Origin of the sequence: Ottowia sp., assembly GCF_035325765.1 — a bacterium.
Classification (GTDB): Bacteria; Pseudomonadota; Gammaproteobacteria; order Burkholderiales; family Burkholderiaceae_C; genus Ottowia.
Genome location: NZ_DAOKZG010000011.1, coordinates 1 through 23,770 on the forward strand (window position 1 = coordinate 1; position 23,770 = coordinate 23,770).

Annotated in this window: 16 protein-coding genes; 5 read left to right on the forward strand and 11 right to left on the reverse strand. The window is 72.4% G+C overall.

The features are described from left to right. From PKA16_RS05840 to PKA16_RS05860, 5 genes are all read right to left on the reverse strand, one after another. Positions 1 to 881 (reverse strand): multifunctional CCA addition/repair protein (locus tag PKA16_RS05840; protein WP_324401327.1); only part of this gene is annotated, 881 nt, incomplete at its 3' end. 111 nt (positions 882 to 992) lie between these two features. After that, positions 993 to 1,595, reverse strand: coding sequence for an FABP family protein (locus PKA16_RS05845; RefSeq protein WP_324401329.1), 603 nt, complete (start codon positions 1,593 to 1,595; stop codon positions 993 to 995). A gap of 96 nt (positions 1,596 to 1,691) precedes the next feature. After that, positions 1,692 to 2,390, reverse strand: coding sequence for a glutathione S-transferase family protein (locus tag PKA16_RS05850; RefSeq protein WP_324401331.1), 699 nt, complete (start codon positions 2,388 to 2,390; stop codon positions 1,692 to 1,694). Between the two features lie 272 nt (positions 2,391 to 2,662). Then, positions 2,663 to 3,631, reverse strand: a complete 969-nt coding sequence (locus tag PKA16_RS05855; protein WP_324401333.1) for a complex I NDUFA9 subunit family protein — start codon at positions 3,629 to 3,631, stop codon at positions 2,663 to 2,665. 347 nt (positions 3,632 to 3,978) lie between these two features. Beyond that, complete coding sequence (locus PKA16_RS05860; protein ID WP_324401334.1) at positions 3,979 to 6,006, reverse strand: transglycosylase SLT domain-containing protein; 2,028 nt, start codon at positions 6,004 to 6,006, stop codon at positions 3,979 to 3,981. Positions 6,007 to 6,027: 21 nt separating this feature from the next. Between PKA16_RS05860 and PKA16_RS05865 the strand changes: the two genes are divergently transcribed. Both PKA16_RS05865 and PKA16_RS05870 read left to right on the forward strand, forming a co-directional pair. After that, positions 6,028 to 6,600, forward strand: a complete 573-nt coding sequence (locus PKA16_RS05865) for a 5-formyltetrahydrofolate cyclo-ligase (RefSeq protein WP_324401441.1) — start codon at positions 6,028 to 6,030, stop codon at positions 6,598 to 6,600. A 112-nt stretch (positions 6,601 to 6,712) separates the two neighbouring features. Then, the gene (locus PKA16_RS05870) at positions 6,713 to 9,025 is read left to right on the forward strand and encodes an NADP-dependent malic enzyme (RefSeq protein WP_324401336.1); all 2,313 of its coding nucleotides are present in this window, start codon (positions 6,713 to 6,715) and stop codon (positions 9,023 to 9,025) included. A gap of 353 nt (positions 9,026 to 9,378) precedes the next feature. Here the strand turns inward: PKA16_RS05870 and PKA16_RS05875 are convergent, their stop codons facing one another. After that, positions 9,379 to 9,963, reverse strand: a complete 585-nt coding sequence (locus PKA16_RS05875; RefSeq protein ID WP_324401338.1) for a YceI family protein — start codon at positions 9,961 to 9,963, stop codon at positions 9,379 to 9,381. A gap of 237 nt (positions 9,964 to 10,200) precedes the next feature. Here PKA16_RS05875 and PKA16_RS05880 point away from each other — a divergent pair, with 237 nt between their 5' ends. After that, positions 10,201 to 12,879, forward strand: coding sequence for a bifunctional acetate--CoA ligase family protein/GNAT family N-acetyltransferase (locus PKA16_RS05880; RefSeq protein ID WP_324401340.1), 2,679 nt, complete (start codon positions 10,201 to 10,203; stop codon positions 12,877 to 12,879). Between the two features lie 97 nt (positions 12,880 to 12,976). Here PKA16_RS05880 and PKA16_RS05885 read toward each other — a convergent pair whose 3' ends face one another. From PKA16_RS05885 to PKA16_RS05905, 5 genes are all read right to left on the reverse strand, one after another. Continuing rightward, positions 12,977 to 13,789: a CpsB/CapC family capsule biosynthesis tyrosine phosphatase gene (locus PKA16_RS05885; protein WP_324401342.1), complete on the reverse strand. Its 813-nt coding sequence runs from the start codon at positions 13,787 to 13,789 to the stop codon at positions 12,977 to 12,979. 154 nt (positions 13,790 to 13,943) lie between these two features. Then, positions 13,944 to 15,185, reverse strand: coding sequence for a hypothetical protein (locus tag PKA16_RS05890; RefSeq protein ID WP_324401344.1), 1,242 nt, complete (start codon positions 15,183 to 15,185; stop codon positions 13,944 to 13,946). Between the two features lie 9 nt (positions 15,186 to 15,194). Then, positions 15,195 to 16,733, reverse strand: coding sequence for a DnaJ domain-containing protein (locus tag PKA16_RS05895; protein WP_324401346.1), 1,539 nt, complete (start codon positions 16,731 to 16,733; stop codon positions 15,195 to 15,197). Between the two features lie 250 nt (positions 16,734 to 16,983). Continuing rightward, the gene (locus tag PKA16_RS05900; RefSeq protein WP_324401348.1) at positions 16,984 to 19,335 is read right to left on the reverse strand and encodes a polysaccharide biosynthesis tyrosine autokinase; all 2,352 of its coding nucleotides are present in this window, start codon (positions 19,333 to 19,335) and stop codon (positions 16,984 to 16,986) included. A 384-nt stretch (positions 19,336 to 19,719) separates the two neighbouring features. Next, positions 19,720 to 20,508 (reverse strand): polysaccharide biosynthesis/export family protein, encoded by a 789-nt coding sequence (locus PKA16_RS05905; protein ID WP_324401350.1) that lies wholly within the window; start codon positions 20,506 to 20,508, stop codon positions 19,720 to 19,722. 457 nt (positions 20,509 to 20,965) lie between these two features. On the opposite strand from PKA16_RS05905, the gene PKA16_RS05910 reads away from it, so the two are divergent. Both PKA16_RS05910 and PKA16_RS05915 read left to right on the forward strand, forming a co-directional pair. Further along, a complete protein-coding gene (locus PKA16_RS05910; protein ID WP_324401352.1) occupies positions 20,966 to 21,421 on the forward strand; it encodes a VanZ family protein in 456 nt (151 codons plus the stop codon). 233 nt (positions 21,422 to 21,654) lie between these two features. Beyond that, entirely contained in the window at positions 21,655 to 23,700 is a 2,046-nt protein-coding gene (locus tag PKA16_RS05915; RefSeq protein ID WP_324401354.1) for a nucleoside-diphosphate sugar epimerase/dehydratase, read from the forward strand. The last annotated feature ends 70 nt before the right edge of the window (positions 23,701 to 23,770 follow it).

A 23,770-nucleotide genomic window follows, 5' to 3' on the forward strand; every position in this document is an offset into this window, starting at 1 on the left:
CCGACGGCGCGCAGCAGGCGCACGCCGCGCTGCTCGTGGCCGATGTGGCGCGGCAACTGCGTGGCCGGCGTCGTGCCCTTGCCCAGGTCGTGCATCAGGCAGGCCCAGCGCACCGGCAGCGGCGCCGCGAGGCGCACCGCCAGCCGCAGCACCAGCATGACGTGCACGCCGGTGTCGATCTCGGGGTGGTGCGCGGCGGTCTGCGGCACGCCCCACAGGCGATCCAGTTCGGGCAACACCACGGCCAGCGCGCCGCAGGCGCGCAGCACCTCGAACAGGCGCTCGGGGTGCTGCTCCATCAGGCCGCGCGCCAGCTCCTGCCAGACACGCTCCGGCACCAGGGCGTCAGCCTCGCCCGCCGCCACCATCTCGCGCATCAGGGCCAGGGTCTCGGGCGCCACGCTGAAGTCGTGGAAGCGCGCGGCGAAGCGCGCCACGCGCAGGATGCGCACCGGGTCCTCGCGAAACGCCGCCGTCACGTGGCGCAGCACGCGCGCCTGCAGGTCGCGCCGGCCGCCGAAGGGGTCGGTCAGCGCGGCTTCGGAATCGTCCGCGCCGCCGGCGCCGGACCACGTGGGCCGCGCGGCAATGGCATTGATGGTCAGGTCGCGGCGCGCCAGGTCTTCTTCCAGCGTCACCTCGGGACTGGCGTGGATGGTGAAGCCGCGATAGCCCGGGCCGCTCTTGCGCTCGGTGCGCGCCAGCGCGTGCTCCTCGTGCGTGTCCGGGTGCAGGAACACCGGGAAGTCGCGCCCCACCGGCACGAAGCCGCGCGCCACCATCTGCTCGGGCGTGGCGCCCACCACCACCCAGTCGCGATCCTGCACCGGCAGGCCGAGCAGCCGGTCGCGCACGGCACCGCCGACCATGAAGATTTCCATGGTCGACAAGTTTAGAAGGTCGGCGGCGCGGATCCCCGTGGCCGAGGTCCCCTGGCCACTGGGTGCGTCCCCCTTGAGGGGAAGGAGCGCAGCGACGCAGGGGCGTTCGTCTCAACCCTCCGCGCCGCCGTAGCTCTTGACGCGATGCAGCGTGTTGCGGTCGGTGTGGTGCATTTCCTGGCCGCCCTGGGCCGCCAGCTTGAGCACCAGGTCCGAGCTGTAGCTGACCGTGCCGTCGGCGTTGAAGGTGAAGGTGGTGGCGAACGAGCGCAGTTCGGCGCGCTCGAGCAGGTACTTGTTCTGCAGGATGCCGTAGGACGGGTCGCCGGGCGTGGCCTTGAAGGCAATCGTCCTGTCGCGCGGCCTGGCGGTGGCGCCCTGCAGCACGGCGATGCCACGGCCGAACACCACGGCGCGCATCACCTGGCCGGTGGCCTTTTCCCAGAGCAGGTAGCCGACCTCGTCGTGGAACGGGTTCATCGCCTCCTCGCCGTGGCGCCAGGCGGTCATCTGGTAGGTCAGGCCCTCCAGCGCCTGCTTGCCGTTCTCGGTCTTCGGGATCGGGCGGAACCACGCCTTCTCGAAGTAGCCGGTCTCGGCGGTGACGTCGTCCTCGTTGTGGTAGGACAGGTCGACGCCGACGTTGCCCTCCCATTCGCCCACCAGCGGGGTCAGCGGCCCCAGGCGCTGCGGGCCCAGGATTTCCTTGGCCATGACGGTCTCCTTGTGTTGGTTGCAGGAGCCCTCACGGTAGTCCTCGCGCGGGCACATGACAAATGACTTGTCTGCATCGGCCCGATAGCGTGCAGGCTATGGGCGCGCGGTGCCTGGCCCGATGCGGTAGGGTTCCTCGTGCGCGAGGAAGTCGCGCTCGGCCAGCGCCGCCGCGATCCAGGCCTGCACCGCCGGCAGCGCGCGCACGCGCGCCATGTAGGGCCGCACGTCGTCGGGCAGCGGCAGCGCGTAGGTCTCCAGCCGCAACACGGTGGGGGCATAGAACGCGTCGGCGATGCTGAAGTCGCCAAACAGCAGCGGGCCGCCCGAGGCCGCCAGGGCGTCGCGCCAGATGGCGGCGATGCGTGCCACGTCGGCGCGCACGTCCGGCCGGTCGCGCCAGACGATGGCGCCGACCTCGGGCAGGCGCGCCTCGATGTTCATGCCGCAGGCTCCGCGCAGCGCACCGAAGCCGCTGTGCATCTCGGCACACACGCTGCGCGCATGGGCCCGTGCGGCGACGGCGCGCGGCCACAGCTGCCGCTCCGGAAATTTCTCGGCCAGGTATTCGGCGATCGCCAGGCTGTCCCAGACCGCCAGCTCGCCGTCCAGCAGCGCCGGCACCTTGCCCGCCGGCGTGACGCTGGCGAGCTGCTGCTTGAAGCCCGACTCGGGGGTGAAGGCATCCATGCGCACCAGCACCTCCTCGAAGGCGATGCCGGCCTGCGTCATCAGCACCCAGGGGCGCATGGCCCAGGGCGAATAGTTGCGGTTGCCAATGTAGAGCTTGAGCATGACGGGACTCCAGGACACGCCCCGCCGGATGCGGGCGCGGATTCGGCCTGGATCCAACTGCCGGATCCAGGCTCAGGATTTTGCGACGCGCGGCCAACCGGCACTGCGAGACCGGTCATTCGTCATCCGGGGCGACGCCCCGGATATCACGAAACCCGAGGGCCCCGGCAGCCGCCGGGCCGGCGCTCCCGGGACACCCGTCGCCAGGGCGCCATCGCCACGGGCGCATCCCCCTTCCGGACAGGGTCAGGCGAGCTGCGACTCGGGGGACCTCATCGTCCAGCGTAGCTGCGCAGCACCTCCAGCCGCGCCGCATTGCCGGCCGTGCCGAGCATCCAGGGGCCCACCGCGAGCAGCGAGGCCGGGGTGATGCCGAGGGCGTCCAGCCCCGGTGACTGGCCGCTGGCGACGTTGTCGACCTTCATCGAATCGAGGTTGTCGCGGCTCAGCAGCGGCTGGCCGGGCAGGCACTCCATGGCCAGCGCCTGCAGCCAGGCCAGTGGTCCGGGCAGGCCCAGGATCGGGCGCCCGCGCCCTTCGCGCACGCCCGCCCACTGGCCGGCCAGGCGCACCAGTTCGCGCAGCGTGTAGACCTCGGGCCCGCAGGCTTCGTAGGTCTGGCCGATGGTGGTGGCGCGCTGCAGGCAGCGCACCAGGGCGTCGGCCACGTCGCGCACCCACACCGGCTGGAAGCGCGCGTCGGCGCCAGCCAGCGGGATCAGCGGAAACCAGCGCTGCAGGCGCGCGAACAACGTCATGAAGTGGTCGTCGGCGCCGAAGATCACACTCGGCCGCAGCACCGTCAGGTCGATCCGGCCGGCCACCGCCGCCTCCTGCAGCACCGCCTCGCCGGCCGCCTTGCTGCGCTGGTAGCGCGAGGGGCCGTCGGCCGCGGCGCCGAGCGCGCTGACGTGCACCAGGCGGCGCACGCCGGTGGCGGCGCAGGCCTGGGCCAGGCGGCGCGGCAGCTCGACATGCAGGTGCTCGAAGCGCGCCGCGCTGCCGTGCAGGGTGGCCACCAGGTTGACCACCGCGTCGTGGCCCGGCAGCAGGCGCGCCAGCGTCTCGGGCTGGGTGACGTCGGCCTCCAGCACCGTCACGCAGGGCAGTGGCCAGATCTCGCGCGCCGAGGCCAGGCGGCGCGTCGGCGCGGTGACCTCGGCGCCGGCGCGCTGCAGGTGTTCGATCAGGTGGCGCCCGACGAAACCGGAGCCCCCCAGGATCAGGACTTTCAACGCCATGTGCTCACTCCTCTTGCTCTCTCATCCCAAAAACGGCAGTTGGACGCGTTCGCCAGTGTAGCAACCAGCGTGCCAGGCAAGGCGCGAGGACGCGGCAGGCTCGTGCCTGCAAGGACGAGCAACGCCGCATGGCGCGGCGCGTGCGGTGCTGGCGAGCGCGTAGCGCTCTCACCCAACAGGTGGAGGTGATCGAAGCAGCGGCAGTCAAGGTTCATGCGGCTCTCGTGAAGAAGGCAAGCGGTCAACTGCCGCTTTCAGGCTCAGCGGCTGACGCGGCGCCGGTCGCCGCCGCCGGATGAAGGGAAGGGGTCGCGCCTGTGCGCCTGCACGCCATCCCGGTCCGGCCCTCATGGCATGTCGCGCGTGGCCAGGGTCTCTTCGGCCCCCGCCGGCGCCGGCCCGACGCGGCCCAGCCGCGCCTGCAGCGAGGCCGACTCGCCCGGCAGCAGCAAGGCATAGTCGACCGTGTTGGACAACACCTTCTTGACGTAGTCGCGCGTTTCGCCGAACGGGATGTTTTCGACCCAGATCGCGCCTTCGAGCTCCCGGCCCTCGCGCCAGGCACGCGGGCGCCCCGGCCCGGCGTTGTAGGCCGCGGCCGCCAGCGGCAGTGAATCCTCGAAGCGGTCCAGCGCCAGCTTGAGGTAGCTGGTGCCGATCAGCACGTTGGTGTCGAGCTCGTTGATCTTCGACGGCGTAAAGCCCTCCAGGCCGATCTTGCGCGCGGTCCAGCGCGCCGTCGCCGGCATGATCTGCATCAGGCCGGACGCGCCGACGTGCGAGCGCGCGCTCGTCACGAAGCGGCTTTCCTGGCGGATCAGGCCGTACACGTAGGCGGGGTCGATGCCGGTGGCCCGCGCCTGCCGCACCACCGCGCTCTCGTGCGGCATGGGAAAGCGCTGCGCCATGTCGCTGAAGCCCTGGATGCGCTCGCTGGTGTTGATGCAGCGGTCCCAGACCTCGTGCTGGCAGGCCAGGTCGGCGGCCGCGTACAGCGCCCGATCGTCCATGCCGCCCGCCTCGTGCAGGTTGGTCCAGTAGTTCCACTCGCGCACGCCCTCGCTGCGCAGGCCGAGCTCGATCGCCCGCAGCGCGCGCTGCAGCCCCGGGTGCTGGCGCGCCGCCTGGCGCTCCTCCGGCGTGAGCGGCGCCGGCGCCGGGGGCGCCGCCAGCGGGCGGCCCAGCGCCTCCAGCGCCAGCTTGCCGTAGAAGCCGTCGTCGGCGGCGATGCGCTCGAAGCGCTGGTCGGCGCGCGCGCGTGCCGCGTCGTCCGGCGCCAGCGCACGCTCGGCGCGCGCCAGCCAGTAGCTCCAGACGGGTTGCTGGCGCGCCGATTCGCCCATCGCCTGGATCGATGCGGCCACGCGTTGCCACTGCCCCTGGCGCAGCGCCGCGCGCACGGCCCAGCCGAGCAGGTCGTCGCTCAGCTCGGCGGGACGCTCGACGCGGGCGAAATAGTCGCTGGCGTTGTCCTGCAGCTTGAGCGCGGCCTGCTTGCCGATCACGCCCCAGGCCCAGTTGCGCTGCTCGGGCGCGAGGCGCTCGCGCCAGGGCCCCTGCAACTGCGTCGCCGCCTGGTCCGGGTCCTGCACCGCCAGCCGCACCAGGGCCAGCACCACCAGTTCGCGCCCGGTGCGCGTGTCGGCGCTGGCGCCGCGCGCCAGGTAGCGCTGCGCGCTGTTGCCGATCTGCGCCACGCCGGCCGCGGCCTCGGGGCCGACCAGCGCCGCCGCGCTGCGCGCCAGCCCGGTGCGCCCCGCCTCCAGCGCCAGTCGCGCCTTCAGCCACAGGTCGACCGCCGGCAACTGGCCGCCCTGGTGCAGCACCTCGGCCGCCAGCAGGCAGCCGTCGCCCTCGCGCCGCTCGGCCAGCCAGTCGCGCCGCACCGCGTCCACCGCGGCGGCGTCGAGCGGCTCGCCCTGCTGCACCCGGCGCGCCGCGTCGTAGCAGCGCAGCTCCGGGTCGTCGCGCATGCGAAAGCGCGGGTATTCCGCGGCAAACGCGGCCCAGTCGCGGCGCTTGCCGGCCAGCAGCAGCCAGTCGTTGCGCAGCCGGTCTTCCTGGTAGGTGCCGGACCAGCGCGCGAGGAAGCCCTGCACCTCGGCTTCGCTGGCGTCCTCCAGCCGTGCCTTGAGCGTCCAGTAGGCCGCCCAGGGCTCGAGCGCATGGCCGCGCGCGGCGGGCAGCAAGGCCTGCAGGCGTGCCTTGTCGCCGCGCCGGAACGCGTCGCGCAGCTCGAGGATGACGCCGTCGTCCGGCGCCGTGGCGGCTGCCGCCACCGCCTCCGGCGCGGCCGCTGCCTGCGCCCGCGCGGGGACGCCGCCCCAGGCCAACCCGGCGGCGATCAGAACTGTCAGAATGCTTGCTCTACGCATGCATCCATTATGGACAAGTCGCTGGAAAAAAAGGCCCTGCGCGCGCGCCTGATCCACGAGCGCCAGCACCTGGAAGATCGCCTGGCGCGCAGCGCCGCGCTGCAAGACGTGCTGCGCATCTGGCTGCTCGGCCGTCCGGAGACCGTGATCGGCGCCTACTGGCCGATCAAGGGCGAATTCGACCCGCTGCCGGCGCTGCACCGCTGGAAGGAAGACGGCGAGCTGATGGACGAGCCGCAGCGCCGGCGCATCGGCCTGCCGGTGGTCGACAAGCAGACCAAGACGCTCAGCTTCCACGTCTGGTACCCGGGCTGCCAGATGGAAGAAGACGCCTACGGCATCCCCAAGCCCAGGGACACCGAGCGCATCGTGCCGACCCTGCTGGTGGTGCCCTGCGTCGGCTACGGCCCGGGCGGCTACCGGCTCGGCTACGGCGGCGGCTTCTACGACCGCACGCTGGCCCAGCTCAAGCCGCGGCCGGTCACCATCGGGCTCGGCTTCACGCAGGGCTTCATCGACGACTTCCAGCCCGAGCCGCACGACCAGCCGCTGGACGCCATCCTGAACGACAACGGCGTGGTCTGGCCAGTATGAGCCCGCTGCGCGCCCGTCCCGGCCGGCCCTCCAGCAAGGCCGCGCGGTGCCGCAAGCGCCGCGAATTGCAGTAGGCTTTGGCCTGCACCAGCACAACAACCCCGGAGACATCATGAGCAAGTCCCTTTCGCCCGCCGAGGCGGCGCTGCGCGACGCCGCGCGGGAATACCACCGCAACCCCACGGCCGGCAAGATCTCCGTCACGCCGACCAAGCCACTGGCCAACCAGCTCGACCTGTCGCTGGCCTACTCGCCCGGCGTCGCCTACCCCTGCCTGGACATCCAGGCCGACCCGGCGCGCGCGGCCGAGTTCACGGCGCGCGCCAACCTGGTCGGCGTGATCACCAACGGCACCGCCGTGCTCGGCCTGGGCGACATCGGGCCGCTGGCGGGCAAGCCGGTGATGGAGGGCAAGGGCTGCCTGTTCAAGAAGTTCGCCGGCATCGACGTGTTCGACATCGAGCTGGCCGAGCGCGACCCGGACAAGCTGGTCGACATCATCGCCGCGCTGGAGCCGACCCTGGGCGGCATCAACCTGGAAGACATCAAGGCGCCCGAGTGCTTCTACATCGAGAAGAAGCTGCGCGAGCGCATGAACATCCCGGTGTTCCATGACGACCAGCACGGCACCGCCATCATCTCCTCGGCCGCCCTGCTCAACGGCCTGGAGCTGGTGGGCAAGAAGATCGGCGAGGTCAAGGTTGCCGTCAGCGGCGCCGGCGCCGCCGCGCTGGCCTGCCTGGACGTGATGGTGGCCCTGGGCGTCAAGCCGACCCACGTCTACGCCTGCGACTCCAAGGGCCTGGTCTACAAGGGCCGCGCCAACGTGGACGAATCCAAGGCGCGCTACGCCCAGCCCGACACCGGCCTGCGCACGCTGGCCGACGTGGTGCAGGGCGCCGACGTGTTCCTGGGCTGCTCGGCCGCCGGCGTGCTGACGCCCGAGATGGTCAAGACCATGGCCGACCAGCCGGTGATCCTGGCGCTGGCCAACCCCGAGCCCGAGATCCGCCCCGAGGACGCCAAGGCCGCGCGCCCGGACTGCATCATCGCCACCGGCCGCTCGGACTACCCCAACCAGGTCAACAACGTCCTGTGCTTCCCCTACATCTTCCGCGGCGCGCTCGATTGCGGCGCGACCAAGATCACCGAGGAGATGAAGATCGCCTGCGTGCGCGAGATCGCCGCGCTGGCCAAGGCCGAAGCCACGGCCGAGGTGGCGCAGGCGTATGCCGGCAAGGAGCTGCAGTTCGGCCCCGACTACATCATCCCGACGCCGTTCGACCCCCGCCTGATCCTGCGCATCGCGCCGGCGGTCGCGCAGGCCGCGGCGAAGTCGGGCGTGGCGACGCGCCCGATCGCCGACCTGGAGGCCTACCGCACCCAGCTCATGCGCTTCATCTACCAGACCGGCATGGTGATGCAGCCGGTGCTGACGTCCGCGCGCGCCGCCAGTGCCGCGCGCAAGCGCGTGGCCTACGCCGAGGGCGAGGACGAGCGCGTGCTGCACGCGGCCCAGGTGGCGGTCGACGACAAGCTGGCGCGCCCGATCCTGATCGGCCGCCCGGCGGTGATCGAGCAGCGCATCAAGAAGGCCGGCCTGCGCATCCGCCTGGGCCACGACGTCGACAACGTCAACCCCGAGGACGACCCGCGCTTCCGCCAGTACTGGGAGACCTACCACCGCCTGATGTGCCGCGACGGCGTCAGCACCGAGGCCGCCAAGGCCACGGTGCGGCGCTCCAACACCGTGATCGCGGCGCTGATGGTGCGCCTGCACGACGCCGACGCCATGCTGTGCGGCGTGGTCGGGCGCTTCCACCAGCACCTCACCCACATCCGCGAGATCATCGGCGTCGAGGCCGGCGCGCCCGACCTGGCGGGCCTGAACGCGCTGATGCTGCACGACCGCACGCTGTTCATCACCGACACCTACGTGCACGAGGACCCGAGCCCCGAGCTGCTGGCCGGCATCGCGCGCATGGCGGCGGCGGAAGTGCAGAACTTCGGCATCCCGCCCAAGGTGGCCTTCCTGTCGCACTCCAACTTCGGTTCCTCGACCGACGCCTCGGCGCGCAAGATGCGGCGCGCGCGCGACCTGTTCCGCGAGATCGCGCCCGGCATCGAATGCGACGGCGAGATGCACGGCGACAGCGCCCTGTCGGCCGAGCTGCGGAGCAGCTTCGTGCCCGACAGCACGCTCGCCGGCGAGGCCAACCTGCTGGTCTGCCCCAACCTGGACGCCGCCAACATCCTCTACAACGTGCTCAAGATGGTGGCCGGCAGCGGCGTCACCATCGGGCCGATGCTGCTGGGCGCGGCCGCGCCGGCGCACGTGCTGACCACCTCGTCCACCGTGCGCCGCCTGGTCAACATGACCGCCCTGGCCGTGGCCGAGGCGCAGGCGCGCAAGGCGGCGCGCTGAAGGGCGCCAGGAGCGTGAGCGGCAGAAGGCGCCGAAGCGAAACGTGCGAAAGGCGAGGGCCGCGTGGTGCTACCGACAAGCCCAGGGTGGCCCCCTGGGTGCAGTCGGCAGCACCGCGATGGACCGGTTTCTCGCGCGTTGCAGCCGGCGCACCTTCTGCCGCCCACGCTCCTAGGGCAAGCAGCCGGACGCGAAGGACACGAAGATCACGCGTAGGACGCGAAAGAAATCTCATTCTCTGTTGCGTCCTCGGCGCCTGGTTGGCTCGGGTCGGATGCCCTGCGCGCGTGCCGCTTCAGCAAGGACCAGCCGTCAAGGCCTGTTTCGCGTCCGGATTTACTTGCCGCCCCCGATTACTGCCTGAACGCCTCGATCGTGGCGCCGATGCGCACGGTCTTGGGCATGCCGGCTTTCACCAGGTAGTCCATGCCCCACTGCGTGCGGTCCAGCACGGCCTCGAAGTCGCCGCCGCAGGCCTCGGTCTTGGCGCGCTGGTTCGGGTAGCAGCGAAACTGCAGCGCCTTCAGCGTCACCGGGTGCGTCTGGCCCAGCAGGGTGAGCTGGCCCGGCACCTCGACCAGGGTGTCGCCGTCGAACACCAGGCGCTCGGAGACGAAGCGCAGGGTCGGGTGCTGCGCCACGTTGAACAGGTCGGCCGAGCGCAGGTGCTCGTCGAAGCCCTTGGAGCCGCTGTAGACGCTGGCCGCCTGCACCGTGATGTCGATGGCGCCGGACCTGGCCGCCTGGTCGAAGCGCACCGTGCCGCTCACGTCGTCGAAGCGCGCCCGGTTCACGGAGGCGCCATGGTGGTCGATGGCAAAGGTGGCGTAGGTGTGGTCGTCATCGATCTTGTAGTCCGCCGGCGCGGCCTGCGCGGCGGCGAGGCCCAGTCCCAGCAGGGCGGCAAGCGTCGCCCGGGTGATGGCGTGAAGTGACATGAGAAGCTCCTTTTCGAGGATGGGGGGATCAGGAATCGACTGCCCCGGACCGGCCGGCTCCCGGGTGGGATACGATTTCCGGCAGGCCGGGCACCTGGGCTAGGGTTTACCCTGACCTTGATGAACGCGCCATGAACCGCAGCCGGCATTTCGCCCGGGTTTGCGACAGATCAATCCCTGCCACCGCGCGCCGGCGCCCGGTGGCACTTTCAGTGCGATCCGGCATCGCTTAGGCCCATGAGCATCCGCAACCTCGATTCCCTGTTCGACCCCCGTTCGGTCGCCGTCATCGGCGCTTCCGAGCGCCCATTCTCGGTCGGTGGCACGCTCTGGCGCAACATGCGCAGCGGCGGCTTTGCCGGCCCGGTGTTCCCGGTCAACCCCAAGCACGACCAGCTTTCGGGACAGCGCTGCTATGCGCGCATCGCCGACCTGCCCGAGGTGCCCGAGCTGGCCGTGATCTGCACGCCGCCGGCCACCGTGGTCGGCCTGGTGCGCGAGCTGGCGGCACGTGGCACGCGCGCCGCCGTCGTCATCAGCGCCGGTCTCACGGCCGAGCAGAAGCAGGCCATGCTGGACGCCGCGCGTCCCACCCTGCTGCGCATCCTCGGCCCCAACTGCGTCGGCCTGCTGGCGCCGCACGCCGGGCTCAACGCCAGCTTCGCCCACATCGCCGCGCGCCCGGGCGAGCTCGCCTTCGTGTCGCAGTCGGGCGCCCTGGTCACCGCCATGCTCGACTGGGCCGAGGCGCGCCACATCGGCTTCTCGCACTTCGTCTCGCTGGGCGAGCACGCCGACGTCGACTTCGGCGACATGCTCGACTTCCTGGCCAGCGACGCCCACACGCGCGCCATCCTGCTCTACATCGAGTCGATCGAAGAGGCGCGCAAGTTCATGTCGGCGGCGCGCGCGGCCGCGCGCAACAAGCCGGTGATCGTGGTCAAGGCCGGGCGCAGCGAGCAGGGCCAGAAGGCCGCGGCCTCGCACACCGGCGCGCTGGCCGGCGCCGACAACGTGATCGATGCCGCCATCGCGCGCGCCGGCATGCTGCGCGTCGACAGCCTGGAGGCGCTGTTCCTGGCGGCCGAGATCCTGACGCGCTTCAAGGGGCCGATCGGCGAGCGCGTGACCATCCTCACCAACGGCGGCGGCGCCGGCGTGATGGCGGCCGACGCCGCCGCCGCGCACGACGTGCCGCTGGCCGAGCTCACGCCCGCGCTGCTGCGCGAGCTCGACGCCGTGCTGCCGGCCAATTGGTCGCGCGGCAACCCGGTCGACATCATCGGCGACGCGCCGACGCAGCGCTACGTCGACGCGCTGCAGGTGCTGGCGCGGCATCCGCAGGACAGCGGCACCCTGCTGTTCATCCAGGCGCCCACGGCCATCGTGCCCTCCACCGACATCGCGCGCGCCCTGGTGCCGGTGGTGCGCCCGGCCGGCCAGCGCCCGCTGCCCCTGGTCAGCAGCTGGGTCGGCGGCCCGGCGGTGGCCGAGGCGCGGCACCTGTTCACCGAGGCCGGCATCGCCTGCTACGACATGCCCGAGCAGGCCGTGGCCGCCATCGGCATGTTGCAGGCCTACGCGCGCAACCAGGCCGAGCTGAGCGAGGCGCCGCCCGCGCGCGCCCCCGGCGCCGGCGCCGCGCCCGACGTGGCGCGCGTGCGCCAGCTCGTCGCCGAGGTGCTGGCGAGCGGGCGCGAGATGCTGACCGAGCCCGAGGCCAAGGCGGTGTGCGAGGCCTACCACATCCCCGTGGTCACCACGCGCACGGTGCCGGCCGACGCCGAGGCCGCGGCCGCCGAGGCCGCGCGCATCGGCTTTCCGGTCGTCATCAAGATCCTGTCGGCCGACATCTCGCACAAGTCCGACGTCGGCGGCGTGGTGCTCAACCTGCAGGACGAGGGCGACGTGCGCGCCGCCGCGCACGCCATGCTGGCGCGCATCGGCAAGAGCCACCCGCAGGCGCGGCTGGAGGGCTTCACGGTGCAGGCCATGGTGCGCCTGAAGCAGGCGCAGGAGCTGATCATCGGCGCCAGCATCGACCCCAGCTTCGGCCCCGTGATCCTGTTCGGCCAGGGCGGCACCGCGGTCGAGGTGATGAAGGACAGCGCCATGGCGCTACCGCCGCTGAACGCCCCGCTGGCGCGCGCGCTGATCCAGCGCACGCGCGTGGCGCGCCTGCTGGCCGGCTACCGCGACGTGCCGCCGGCGCGCGTCGACGCCGTGATCGACACCCTGACCGCGGTGTCGCAACTGCTGGCCGACGTGCCCGAGGTGGCCGAGCTCGACATCAACCCGCTGATCGTCAACCACGAGAGCGCGGTGGCGCTGGACGCGCGCATCCGCGTCAGCAGCGCGCGGCCGGCCGGCGCCGCGCGCTTTGCCATCGCGCCCTACCCGGCCGAACTGATCGAGACCGTGGACTGGCAGGGCCAGCGCCTGACCCTGCGCCCGGTGCGCCCCGAGGACGAGGCGCAGCACCGCGCCTTCCTGGAAAGCCTGAGCCCCGACGACATCCGCATGCGCATCTTCCACAGCCGCCGCACGCTGGAGCGCAGCGAGCTGGCGCGCATGGTGCAGATCGACTACACGCGCGAGATGGCCTTCATCGCCACCGCGGCCGACCCGGCCGGCGGCGAGCGCACCCTGGGCGTGGTGCGCGCCCTGGCCGACCCGGACAACATCGAGGCCGAATTCGGCATCATCCTGCGTCCGGAGCTCAAGGGCACGGGCCTGGGCCGCATGCTGATGGACAAGCTGATCGCCTACCTGCGCGCCGCCGGCACCGAGCGCCTGGTCGCCATCGTCCTCACCGAGAACCGGCGCATGCGCGAACTGGCGCAGGGCCTCGGCTTCGTCGAAACCACGCTGCCGGAGGACCGGGATCTGCGGCACATCACGCTGGAGCTGCACTAGGGCGCGCCCCCCAACGGGTGAGCGCAGCGAAGCCGCGCGGGCCGATGTTCATGCGGCGCTCGTGAAGAAGGCAAGCGGTCAACGGCCGTTTACAGGCTCAGTGCCGCGCCAGCAGCCGCCGCAGGCGCGCCAGGCCGCGCCCGGCCGGGCGGGTGCGGGCGTCGCCGGACAGGCCGGGCGGCGGCGCGACCTGGTCGACGGGCCGGTCGTCCAGGATGGCCTGGGGGCGCGCTTCCAGCAGGCGGCGCGTCTCCTCGGCGCCCACGTGGCGCTCCAGCACCGGGATCGCGTCCGACATGCGCGGCGAGCGCCGGCCGGTGGTGTGTGCGTCGCTGGCGACGATGTGCACCATGCCCTCGTCCAGCAGGCGCTCGCTCCAGTAGCGCGCGCGCTTGCCGAACTTGCCGACGATCGAGCCCGCCGTGAGCTGCAGCCAGCAGCCCTGGCACGCCAGGTTGACGAAGCTCGGGTAGTGGTCCTCGATCCAGGTCAGGCGCTCCGGGTGGGTGATGACCGGCACGTAGCCGGCCAGCAGGATCTCCAGCACGAGCTGCTCGAAGCCCGGCGGCGCCACGTGGTGCGCCGGCTCCAGCAGGAAGTAGCGCGATCCGGCCAGGGTCGGCACGCGCCCGGTCTGCAGCCCGTCCAGCAGTTCGGGCACCAGGTGGGCGTCGGCGCCGATCGTCAGGCGCAGCGGGATGCCGAAGGTGTCCAGCGCCGCCTGCAGCTTGTCGCGCTCGCGCCCGATGCCGGCGGCGTCGTTCATGTACAGCCCCGGGTAGATGTGCGGCGTGCAGGCCAGCACGGTGGTGCCGTCCTGCACGGCGATGCGCGCCATCTCGAGCGCGGTCTCCAGCGAATCCGCGCCGTCGTCGATGCCGGGCAGCAGGTGGGTGTGCAGGTCGATCATGGCCAAGCCCATCTTGCCCGATGTCGACGCGACACGCCGGGCACGGCCGGGGCACCCCCGGCGGCGCCGCGGTCGCGCCGCGCTGCCGCGGCGCCGGCCGCTCCGGGCAGGGCCGTGCCGCGCGCGCGGCACCGATCCGGCGTCGCCCTGCGCATCATGACCGATTCGCGCGGGGCGCGGCCCCGGCGTCCAGGTCCGAGGGCATGCTCTCGATCGTGAAGTCGTCCAGCAGCACCGTGCCCAGCATGCCGGCGCGCGCCTCCCAGGGGGCCGTCGGCTCCAGCCGCAGCGCCACCGCGGCGCCGCACTCGGGCGGCGGCTGGAACGTGATCTCGAAGCCCTGCCAGCGCCCGCGCGTGTCCAGCAGCGGCGCGCTCTGCGCCCAGCGCTCGCCGCCGCTGGCGCAGCGCAGCGCCCACACCAGGCCTTCCTGGGTCACCAGGTCGCGCGCCAGGTACTGGCCCCGCAGGCGATAGCGCGGCCCCGGCAGCACCAGGGTCTGCGCCAGCAGGGGCACCGGCAGCGCGGCGCGCCCGGTCAGCCGCAGCTCCAGCATCTGGCCCGGGTTCGGCAGGGCCGGCAACTGCTCGATGCGCAGCCCCTGGCGCGCCGCCGGCTGCTCCACCCATTCCCAGTCGAAGCCGCGCCGCAGCATGGGCTGGTCGAAGCCGCCGTTGTACAGCCCCGCGCGCACCTCGCCCTGCCAGCTCACCCACAGCGCGTAGGCGTCGATCCAGGCGTGCTCGCCCTTCAGGCGGTCGATGATGCCGAGCAGGGTGGCCGGCTTCAGCAGACCCAGCGCCTGCCCGCGCGAGACGAAGGGCAGCAGCGCCTGCACCGGGCGGGCGCGGTCCAGTCCGGCCAGCAGCGGATCGAGCCAGCGCGCGTCCGGCGTCAGGCGCGCCAGCACCGCCTCCTGCGTGGCCGGCGTCGCCATCAGCGCCAGCAGCGCCTGCCGGGCCTGTGGCTGGCCGCTCTCGACCAGGTCGATCAGCGTGCCCGCCGCGCCCGTCCAGTCGCCCGCCTGCAACTGCGCGTCGGCCTGCATCGCGAGCGCGTGCGGGTGTTGCGGCGCCAGCCGCAGCGCCCAGGGCAGCAGCGGCCGGGCCGCCGCGTCGTGCGTGTTCCAGAGCGCGCGCGCCAGCCACACCAGGGCCCGGCTGTCGCCGACGTTCTGCGCCAGGTAGTGCCGATACACCTCGGGCGGGTTGTCCACGGCGGCGCCGCGCGGCACGCGCGGACAGCCCTCCTCGAACGGCCACTCGCCCATCCAGCAGGCGCGCTGCCACTGCATCGGCCAGGCCCAGGCCCACATCAGGGCCGCCAGCACGAGCCAGGGCAGGGCCCAGGCCCAGCCCGGCAGGCGCCGCCACCAGCTTGCACGCGAGCCGACCATGGCCACTCCTCAGCGCCCGTGCTGGAGGTCCAGGCGCTCCAGCACCGTGCCCTCAGGCGTGCCGCGAAACTGCGCCACCAGCTGGTACACCGCGACGTCGGTGCCGGCGGCGCGCCCCTGCACCATCAGCAGCGAGCGGATGTTCAGCACGCCCGGCTCGCTGGCCTCGCTCCAGGCGCTGCGCTCCACCGCCAGCCGGGGCGAGCGCGCGTGCAGTTCGGCCACCGGCCGCAGCAGCGAGCCCTTCACGTTCATGCGCGCCAGGTAGGCATTCAGGCGCCGCGTCTCGCCCGCCTCCTCCAGCGCCGCGACGATGTCCTGCAGGTAGCCGCGCGAACCCGCCACGTCCACCTGCCAGGCGCCCGCTGGCACGTGGGCGGCCACCTCGGTCATGGCCGCCACCGCCGCCATGTCCGAGCTCGGCTGCGCCGGCTGCGGCCGCGCCGCGACGCGCTGCGTCGCGGGTTCGGCCGGCGCGTCCCGCTTCGCCGGCCGGCTGGGCTCGAGTTCGGGCGCGGCGGTGGGCGCCGGCTCAGGCCGCGATGCGGGCGCGGGCGCGGCCTCGGGTGTCGGCGCGCGCGCCACCGGTCGCGCTGCCGGCGGCGCTGCCTCCGCCGGCGGCGTCGCCCGCGCCTGCGGGCGCTCGGCCGGCGTGCGCGCGGGTCGCGGGGCCGCCGCCATCGGCTCAGGCGCCGGCGGCGTGGGCGCCGGCTCGGCCGGCCGCTCCGCACGCGCCAGCACCGGCGCGGGTTCGGCCGGCGGCGGCGCACCTGCGTTCGACCCGGCCGCATCGGCCGGCGCCGCCGGGGCGGAGCGCGCCGCCACCAGCACGCTGCCGGCGCTCTGCACCGTCTCCATGGCGGTCCAGGCCACGATGCCGGCCAGCAGCAGGCCGGCGCTGCCGGCCACCAGCACCCCGCGCAACTGGCGCGGATAGCGCGCCGTCCAGGTCGCCCAGCGTTCGCGCAGGCCGGGCGCGGCGGCAATGTCGGGGCCCAGTTCGGCGCCCTGCGACAGACCGAACCCGGCCGCGCCGAACCCGGTCGCCGGGCCGGCCGCGGGCTCGGCCGCAAACGGCGCCGGCGTGCCGGCGCGCGCGCCCGCACGGCCCGCCAGTTCCTCGTCGTAGCGGCGGCGCGCCGCCGCGTCGCGCAGCACGTCGTGCGCGCGGTTCACCATGCCCGCCGCATCCGCCGCCAGCCCGCCGACGCCGATGTCGGGGTGCGTCAGGCGGATCAGGGTGCGGTAGCGCGCACGCAGCAGTTCGGGCGCCAGCGTTTCGGGCGTCAGCCCCAGCACCTGGTAGTGCGTGTTGTCGCGGTCGAAGCAGGCGCGCTGGATGAACAGCACCGCCGCGTCCACCAGCTCGCGCGCCTCGCCCGCCGGCACGCGCCCCAGGGCCCACTGGGCCACCGTGTCGAGCTCCTGGAACAGCGCGCGCGGCTCGCCCAGGCGAATCGCATAGCGCCCCGGCGCGCGCGCGAAGTCCAGCAGCAGGCGCGCCAGCCGGTCCTGGGCCTCCGCCGTGTCCTGGGGCTGCTCCGCCATGGCGCGCGTCAACGGGGCTCAGCGGGCGCGGCCAGGCCCGGCGTGGCCGAGCGGGCCGGCAAGACCCGTCCAGCCAGGGCGGCGGGCCGCGGCCCGAGGGGCGCCGGCGTGGCGCCGGATGGCACGCAGCAGACCGGCCTCTGGCCGATCCGCGCCCCGCCAGGGCAAGCCCCGGCCACGGCGCGCGCAAGCAACGCAGAGCGGTCGGATCATGGCGGTCAAGGCGCGCATGGGGCTGCGTTCGCCCCTCTCAGCCCGCCCGCAGCGCCGGCTCCACCTTGGTCGTCGCCAGCTTCTTGTCGGATTTCGGGTTGGCGCCGTAGCCGTAGTAGTTCTCGTAGGCGTAGTACGCCGTGTTCTGCGCCGTGGTCTTGGTCAGCACCATGCCGCGCGGCACCACGCCGGCCATGCGCAGGCGCCGGAAGGCGTCCTTGATGTGGCTCTTGCGCGTGTGGCCGGCCTGCGCCACGTACAGCACCGAGCCCACCTGGTTGCCCAGCACGATGGCGTCGGCCAGTCCCAGCACCGGCGGCCCGTCGATGATGATGTACTCGTAGCCCTCGTCGTGCATCCGGTCCAGCAGGTCGCCGAAGCGCGGGCCCATCAGCAGCTCGACCGGGTTGGGCGCGGCCGGCCCCGCCGTCATCACCGACAGGCCGGCGATCTTGGTGTCCTGCACCAGCGGCTGGTCCGACGCGTGGCCCGACAGGAAGTTCGACAGGCCATAGGCGTTGCGGCCGCCCAGGTACTTGTGGATCGCCGGGTTGCGCATGTCGGCGTCCACCAGCACCACCTTGCTGCCGAGCTGGGCGAAGTTGATCGCCAGCGCCAGCGCCGTGGTCGACTTGCCCTCGCCCTTGCTGGTGCTGGTCACCACCAGCCGGCGCGGCGCGCCCTCGGGCGTCGAGAACTGCAGCGCCGTGCGCGTCGAGCGGTACGACTCGGCCAGGCTGCTGCGCGGGTCCTGGTGCGCCAGCAGGGCCAGGCTCGGCAGGTTGCTCTTCTCCTTCACGTTCGGGATCACCCCCAGCAGCGGCACCATGAAGGTCTTCTCCACCTCGTCGGCCGACTTGATCGAATCGTCCAGCGACTCCATCAGGAAGATCAGCATCAGTCCCAGCGTCAGCCCCGCCAGCAGGCCGATCGCCGCGTTCAGCGGAATCTGCGGCTTGTACGGGAACAGCGGCACCTCGGCCTTGTCCACCACCTGGATGTTGTTGGTCTCCACGCCACCGGCGACCGCCACTTCCTTGACCTGCTGCAGCAGGCCGTCGTAGAGCTCGCGGTTGGTGTCCACCTCGCGCTTGAGCAGGTTGTAGTTCACGCGCAGGTCCTGGCCCTGCACGATCTCGCCGCGCGTCTGCGCCACGCGCTGGCGGATCAGCGACTCCTGGCGCTTGGCCGTGGCGAGCTGGTTGGCCACCGAGCGCAGGATGCTGTTCACCTCGACCTTGATCTTCCGGTCCAGGTCCTCGATCTGGGCGCGCAGCTGCGCCATGCGCGGGAAGTCTTCCTTGTAGATCTTCAGGTTCTGCTGGTATTCGGCGTCCAGCTTGATGCGCTGCGTCTTGTATTCCTGGATGGTCTTGCTCTCCAGCACCTGGCGCGAGGTGTCGGGCGCCTTCTCGATGGCCTGGTACTCCGACTCGAACTTGATGCGCTCCTGCTCGGCGTTGGCCAGCGCGGTGGAAAACTCGGTGAAGGTCTGGTTCACCACGTTGGTCTTCTCGTCCAGCGTCAGGATGTGGTTGTCGCGCGCGTACTGGTTCAGGCGCCGCTCGGACTGCTCCAGCCGCACCTTGGTCTGCGCGAGCTGCTCGTCCAGGAAGCTCTTGGCGTAGGTCGACGACTCCAGGCGCCGCTCCAGGTTGAGCGCGATGAAGGCGCGCGTGATGGTGTTGGCGATGCGCGTCGCCAGTTGCGGGTCGGGGTTGTCCACCGTCACCTTGATGATGCGCGAGTTGCGCACCTGCTCGATGCGCACCGTGTTCTGGAAGATCTTCAGGACCTCCTCGCGGCTGAGCTGCGCGGCGCTCGCCACCGCCGGCTCGCGCAGCTTGTTCCAGCTATCCTCGATGCGCGCCAGCCACTTGCCGAGGCCGCCCGGTTCGGCCGCCTCGTCCGCGCCTGCCGCGCCCGCGTCGGCGGGCGCCGGCGTGGCGTCGGCCAGCGCCGGCTGGCTGCGCGCCAGCAGGCGGTCGAGCCGCAATTCGTCGACCACGCGCTCGGCCAGCACGCGGCTCTTCAGCAGTTCGAGCTGGGTGCCCATGCCGGTGCGGTCGTCCAGGTCGGTCTCCGGGTCGATCTCGCGCCCGAACTTCACCACCGAGGCGGCGCGCTTGTCCACCTGCAGCGTGGTCGCCGCCTGGTACAGCGGCGTGCGCACGAAGCTCACCAGCAGCGCCGCCAGCAGCCCCACCAGCGCCATCGACAGCAGCAGCCACTTGTGCTTGAGCACCATGCGCCACAGGTCGGCCAGGTCGATGACGTCGTCGTCCTCCTCGTCGCCGCGGCCCTGCATCTGCCAGGGCTGGCCCAGCCCGTACTGGGCCGGCATGCCCAGCGGGTAGCTGGGCCCCGGGCCGCGGCCGGGAACGGGCATGGATCGATCGGGTGGGAAGGAGTTGTTGGCCATGGGTCAGTCAGTGGGCTGCGCCTCGCAGCAGGGCCGCGTTGCCGCGCGCCGGTCGAAAAGTCCGGGCAGGCGCGCCCGGGTGTGGGTTCAGCAGGAAATCGGCACGGTCAGAAGCAGGCAGCGCCATCGGCAGAAATCAGGCAACCCGGCCACGGCGTCTCGGCGCCGCCGCCCGTCCAGGGCACCCCGATGCACGTGCATCGGTCATGCATGGGCACCCAGGGGCCGTGCATGTCCGGCAGCCGGCCCCGGCGCCGCCGATCGGGGTGGCTGGCCGCGGCGCGCATGCGCAAGCACCGGTGCTGGGGTCTCGGCCGGCAGGTCGGGCGTCAGGTCGGTTGTCACAGCCTCTCAAGGTGTGGCCGCGTTGCGATAGATCGACGAGAACGGGTTGAGCGTGCCGATGATGTCGCTGAACAGCGAATCGCGCAGTGCCGCGCGCGCGCCGTTGCGGTTCACCACCACCACGTCGTCGCCCTGCAGCAGCGGGTCGGGTGCCTCGCCGGTGCGAATCTTCATCACGTCGTGCTTCTCGGTCAGCGCCTGGCCGTCCGCGCCCAGGCGGAACAGCATCACCTCTTCGAGATTGGCCAGCGCGCCGCCGCCGCCGGCCATGGCCAGCGCGCGCAGCAGCGTGATCTGCCCGGTCAGCGGGTAGATGCCCGGCCGCGCCACCGCGCCGTCCACGGTGATGCGCTGGCTGGTGAATTCCTTGATGAAGATCGACACCTGCGGATCCTGCAGGTATTTCTCGCCGTAGCGCTGCTCGATCAGCGCCTCGGCGTCGGCCGGCGACAGCCCCGCCACCGGGATCATGCCGATCAGCGGCAGCGACACCTGGCCGCCCGAGTTCACGCGCACCGTGCGCTTGAGCTCTTCCACCCCGAACACCTCGATCTCCAGCAGGTCGTTGCTGCCGATGCGGTAGTCGGTGTCGATCGTCGCCGGCCGCGCCTCGGACAGGGCATCCCCGGGCGCCGCCGCCACCGGCGCGCCGCCGGCCGCATAGCCGCCGCCCGAGGGCTGGACCGCCGCCGTCTGCGTCGCCGCCGACACCTGGGTCACCGGCGCGTGCATGGCGGCCGTGGCCGCCAGCGGCGCCACCGCGGCCGTCTGGGCCAGCGCCATGCCGGACAGCATCGATCCCCCCACCAGACCTGTTGCCAGCAAACAACGCGACAGCAGGCGCCAGAAAAAGCTTCGCCCGGAGCGAACGCCCCCGGCAGGAACAGGCAAGAACATGGCGACCCTGAAAGAAAGGATTCGAAACGAGACCCGCTGCCATTTTACCGGAACAGCTACCCCATTCAGGTTAATCTTGGCCTATCGTGCTTCGGCCACCGCGCCCACACCCGCCAACGGCCAGTCCACCCCGCTCGAAGCGGGCCGATGAACGCTTTGGCATTAATGCAACAGCTCGGCCGCGGCTCCGTCCCAACGCCGTTGCGAGAAGTTGAGTCTTTTACAATCAGCGCAGCAGAAGCCGGGGCCAGACCCCGGAGACTCCCAGCCGGCGCAGCGTCTCGCGTGGCGCCGGTCCGTCCGTCCGTCAGTGCCCTCCATCCAGCCTTCATTCGCGCCCGTCACCCCTCCCCGCATGGCCTTGTCCCCACCCTCTCGCCCCGCGCCGGCACTGCCTGGCGCCTGGCGGCTGCTGTTCCTGGCGGCCCTGGCGGTGGCGCTGCTGGGCCTGCTGGCGCCCGCCTCGACCCTGCTCGAACTGAAGGTCTGGGTCAGCGCCTGGCTGCCCTGGGCCGGCGAGCTCGACCGCGCGGACGCCCTGCAGCACGCCGACAAGTGGGTGCATGCGGCGATCTTCCTCACGCTCGCCCTGCTGGGCCTGCGGGCCTGGCCGCTGGCGCGCCAGCGACGCCACATGCTGCTCGGCCTGGTGGCGCTGGCCGTCGCCACCGAGTGGCTGCAGCACTACATCCCCGGCCGCTCGGCCAGCCTGGGCGACTTCGCCGCCGATCTGGCCGGGCTGCTGCTGGGCGCCCTGGCCTTCGCCCGCCTCCTGCCGCACCCGCCCGCGCTGCGGCAACGCCTGTCCTGAGATGAAACACCCCCTGTGTCGCTGCGCTCCACGTGCTCGCCGCCAGAGGCGGCGGCTCTTCGGCCCGTCCAGACCTGCGCAGGCAGGTCTGGAGCCGCGGGCCTCAGCCCCCTGCAAGGGGGACGCACCCAGTGTCCAGGGGGACCCCGGCCACGGGTGCCCCCGCCTGGCCTGCTCCGCGGCCTCTGGAAGCACGCCGTCCCATGCGGCGTGGGTGACGCCCGGCCCAATGGATGACTGAAATGCAGGAGGCCTCGCTCATCGACTGGCTGCTGCGCATGCCCCGGGCTGCCAAGCGCCTGCTGGCGCTGCTGCTCGACGCCAGCCTGTGCGTGCTCACGGTCTGGCTGGCCTGGTACCTGCGGCTGGAGCAATGGGTGGCCTTCGGCCCGGCGCAGGTCGCCGCCACGGCGGGCGCCTGGCTGCTGGGCCTGCCGGTGTTCGCGCGCCACGGCCTCTACGCCAGCATCTTCCGCCACGCGGGCTGGAACGCCATGCTCGCGCTCGGCCGCGCCTCGGCCATCTACGGCCTGCTCTACATGCTGGTGTTCAGCATCATCGGCGTGCCCGGCGTGCCGCGCTCGATCGGCATCCTGCAGCCGCTGCTGATGTTCATCGCCCTGGGCGCCAGCCGCGTCGCGGTGCGCCTGTGGATGGGCGACCTGTATCGCCAGCTCCACGCCCGCGCCCACGCCCCCGGCGTGCTGATCTACGGCGCCGGCAAGGCCGGCATGCAGCTCGCCGCCAGCCTGCAGAAGATGGACGACGAGCGCCTGGTCGGCTACCTCGACGACAACCCCCTGCTGCAGGGCCGCCGGCTCGACGGCCTGCCGGTGCACGCGCCCGAGCAGCTCGCCGACCTGGTCGAGAAGCTCAAGGTGCGCTCGGTGCTGCTGGCCATCCCGTCGGCCAGCATGGAGCGGCGCAAGCAGATCATGGAGCTGCTGCGCCCGCACGGCGTGCACGTGCGCACCCTGCCGGGCCTGGCCGAGCTCGTCAAGCGCGGCGTGCACCCGAGCGACCTGCAGGACCTCGACATCGAGGACCTGCTGGGCCGCGACCCGGTCAGCCCCGACCCCGACCTCATGGCCGCGCACCTCAAGGGCAAGGTGGTGCTCGTCACCGGCGCCGGCGGCTCGATCGGCAGCGAGCTGTGCCGCCAGATCCTGCAATGGCGCCCGCGCGTGCTGCTGCTGTTCGAGCGCAGCGAATACGCGCTCTACGAAATCCACCGCGAGCTCGCCGGCGCGGCGCGCGAGGCCGGGCAGCCCCCCGTCGAGGTCGTGCCCCTGCTCGGCTCGGTGCTCGACGTCACGCGCATGGACACCGTGCTGCGCACCTGGCGGCCCGACATCCTCTACCACGCCGCCGCCTACAAGCACGTGCCCCTGGTCGAGCAGAACCCGCTGGAAGGCCTGCGCAACAACGTCTGGGGCACCCTGGTGTGCGCCCAGGCCGCCGCGCGCCACGGCATCGGGCGTTTCGTCCTCATCAGCACCGACAAGGCGGTGCGCCCCACCAACGTCATGGGCGCCAGCAAGCGCCTGGCCGAAATGGTGCTGCAGGCGCTCGACAACGCAAGCTGCCAGTCCGGCGGCACCTGCTTCACCATGGTGCGCTTCGGCAACGTGCTCGGCTCCTCGGGCTCGGTGGTGCCGCTGTTTCGGCGCCAGATCAACCAGGGCGGCCCGGTCACCGTCACGCACCGCGACATCACGCGCTACTTCATGACCATCCCCGAGGCCGCGCAGCTCGTCATCCAGGCCGGCGCCATGGCGCACGGCGGGGGCGTGTTCGTGCTCGACATGGGCGAGCCGGTGCGCATCCACGACCTGGCCAGCCGCATGATCGAGCTTTCGGGCCAGCGCGTGCGCGACGCCGCCCACCCCGGCGCCGGCATCGAGATCCGCGTCACCGGCCTGCGCCCCGGCGAGAAGCTGTTCGAGGAGCTGCTGATCGGCGGCAACACCCAGCCCACCGCGCACCCGCGCATCCTGAAGGCACACGAGGACTTCCTGCACTGGGACATCCTGCAGGGCGAGCTCGAGCAGCTCGCCCGCCACATGCAGGCGCGCCGCCACGACGAGGTGCGCAAGCAGCTATTGGCGCTGGTCGAGGGCTACCGCCCCACCGGCCCGATCGTGGACTGGGTGCAGCGCCAGCGCGGCGGCCTGCCCGGCGCCGCCAACGAAATCCTGGTGGTCCCGGTCCCCGCCAGCCCGGTCGAACCGCAACTCGCCCCGACCGCGCTGCCGGCGGTCGCCAGCGCAGTCGCCTGAGCGGCGCCGGGCGCCGCCCGCCTCGGGGCGACCCCGGGCGCGCGCCACCCGCGGCACAGGATCGCCGCGC

What these genes read in the sequence shown, in the direction of transcription:
- PKA16_RS05900 (WP_324401348.1), bottom strand. Translation starts at nt 19,335, where the DNA reads ATGCCCGTTCCCGGCCGCGGCCCGGGGCCCAGCTACCCGCTGGGCATG.
- PKA16_RS05880 (WP_324401340.1), top strand. Translation starts at nt 10,201, where the DNA reads ATGAGCATCCGCAACCTCGATTCCCTGTTCGACCCCCGTTCGGTCGCC.
- PKA16_RS05915 (WP_324401354.1), top strand. Translation starts at nt 21,655, where the DNA reads ATGACTGAAATGCAGGAGGCCTCGCTCATCGACTGGCTGCTGCGCATG.
- PKA16_RS05845 (WP_324401329.1), bottom strand. Translation starts at nt 1,595, where the DNA reads ATGGCCAAGGAAATCCTGGGCCCGCAGCGCCTGGGGCCGCTGACCCCG.
- PKA16_RS05905 (WP_324401350.1), bottom strand. Translation starts at nt 20,508, where the DNA reads ATGCTGTCCGGCATGGCGCTGGCCCAGACGGCCGCGGTGGCGCCGCTG.
- PKA16_RS05910 (WP_324401352.1), top strand. Translation starts at nt 20,966, where the DNA reads ATGGCCTTGTCCCCACCCTCTCGCCCCGCGCCGGCACTGCCTGGCGCC.
- PKA16_RS05850 (WP_324401331.1), bottom strand. Translation starts at nt 2,390, where the DNA reads ATGCTCAAGCTCTACATTGGCAACCGCAACTATTCGCCCTGGGCCATG.
- PKA16_RS05885 (WP_324401342.1), bottom strand. Translation starts at nt 13,789, where the DNA reads ATGATCGACCTGCACACCCACCTGCTGCCCGGCATCGACGACGGCGCG.
- PKA16_RS05895 (WP_324401346.1), bottom strand. Translation starts at nt 16,733, where the DNA reads ATGGCGGAGCAGCCCCAGGACACGGCGGAGGCCCAGGACCGGCTGGCG.
- PKA16_RS05860 (WP_324401334.1), bottom strand. Translation starts at nt 6,006, where the DNA reads ATGCGTAGAGCAAGCATTCTGACAGTTCTGATCGCCGCCGGGTTGGCC.
- PKA16_RS05875 (WP_324401338.1), bottom strand. Translation starts at nt 9,963, where the DNA reads ATGTCACTTCACGCCATCACCCGGGCGACGCTTGCCGCCCTGCTGGGA.
- PKA16_RS05870 (WP_324401336.1), top strand. Translation starts at nt 6,713, where the DNA reads ATGAGCAAGTCCCTTTCGCCCGCCGAGGCGGCGCTGCGCGACGCCGCG.
- PKA16_RS05890 (WP_324401344.1), bottom strand. Translation starts at nt 15,185, where the DNA reads ATGGTCGGCTCGCGTGCAAGCTGGTGGCGGCGCCTGCCGGGCTGGGCC.
- PKA16_RS05855 (WP_324401333.1), bottom strand. Translation starts at nt 3,631, where the DNA reads ATGGCGTTGAAAGTCCTGATCCTGGGGGGCTCCGGTTTCGTCGGGCGC.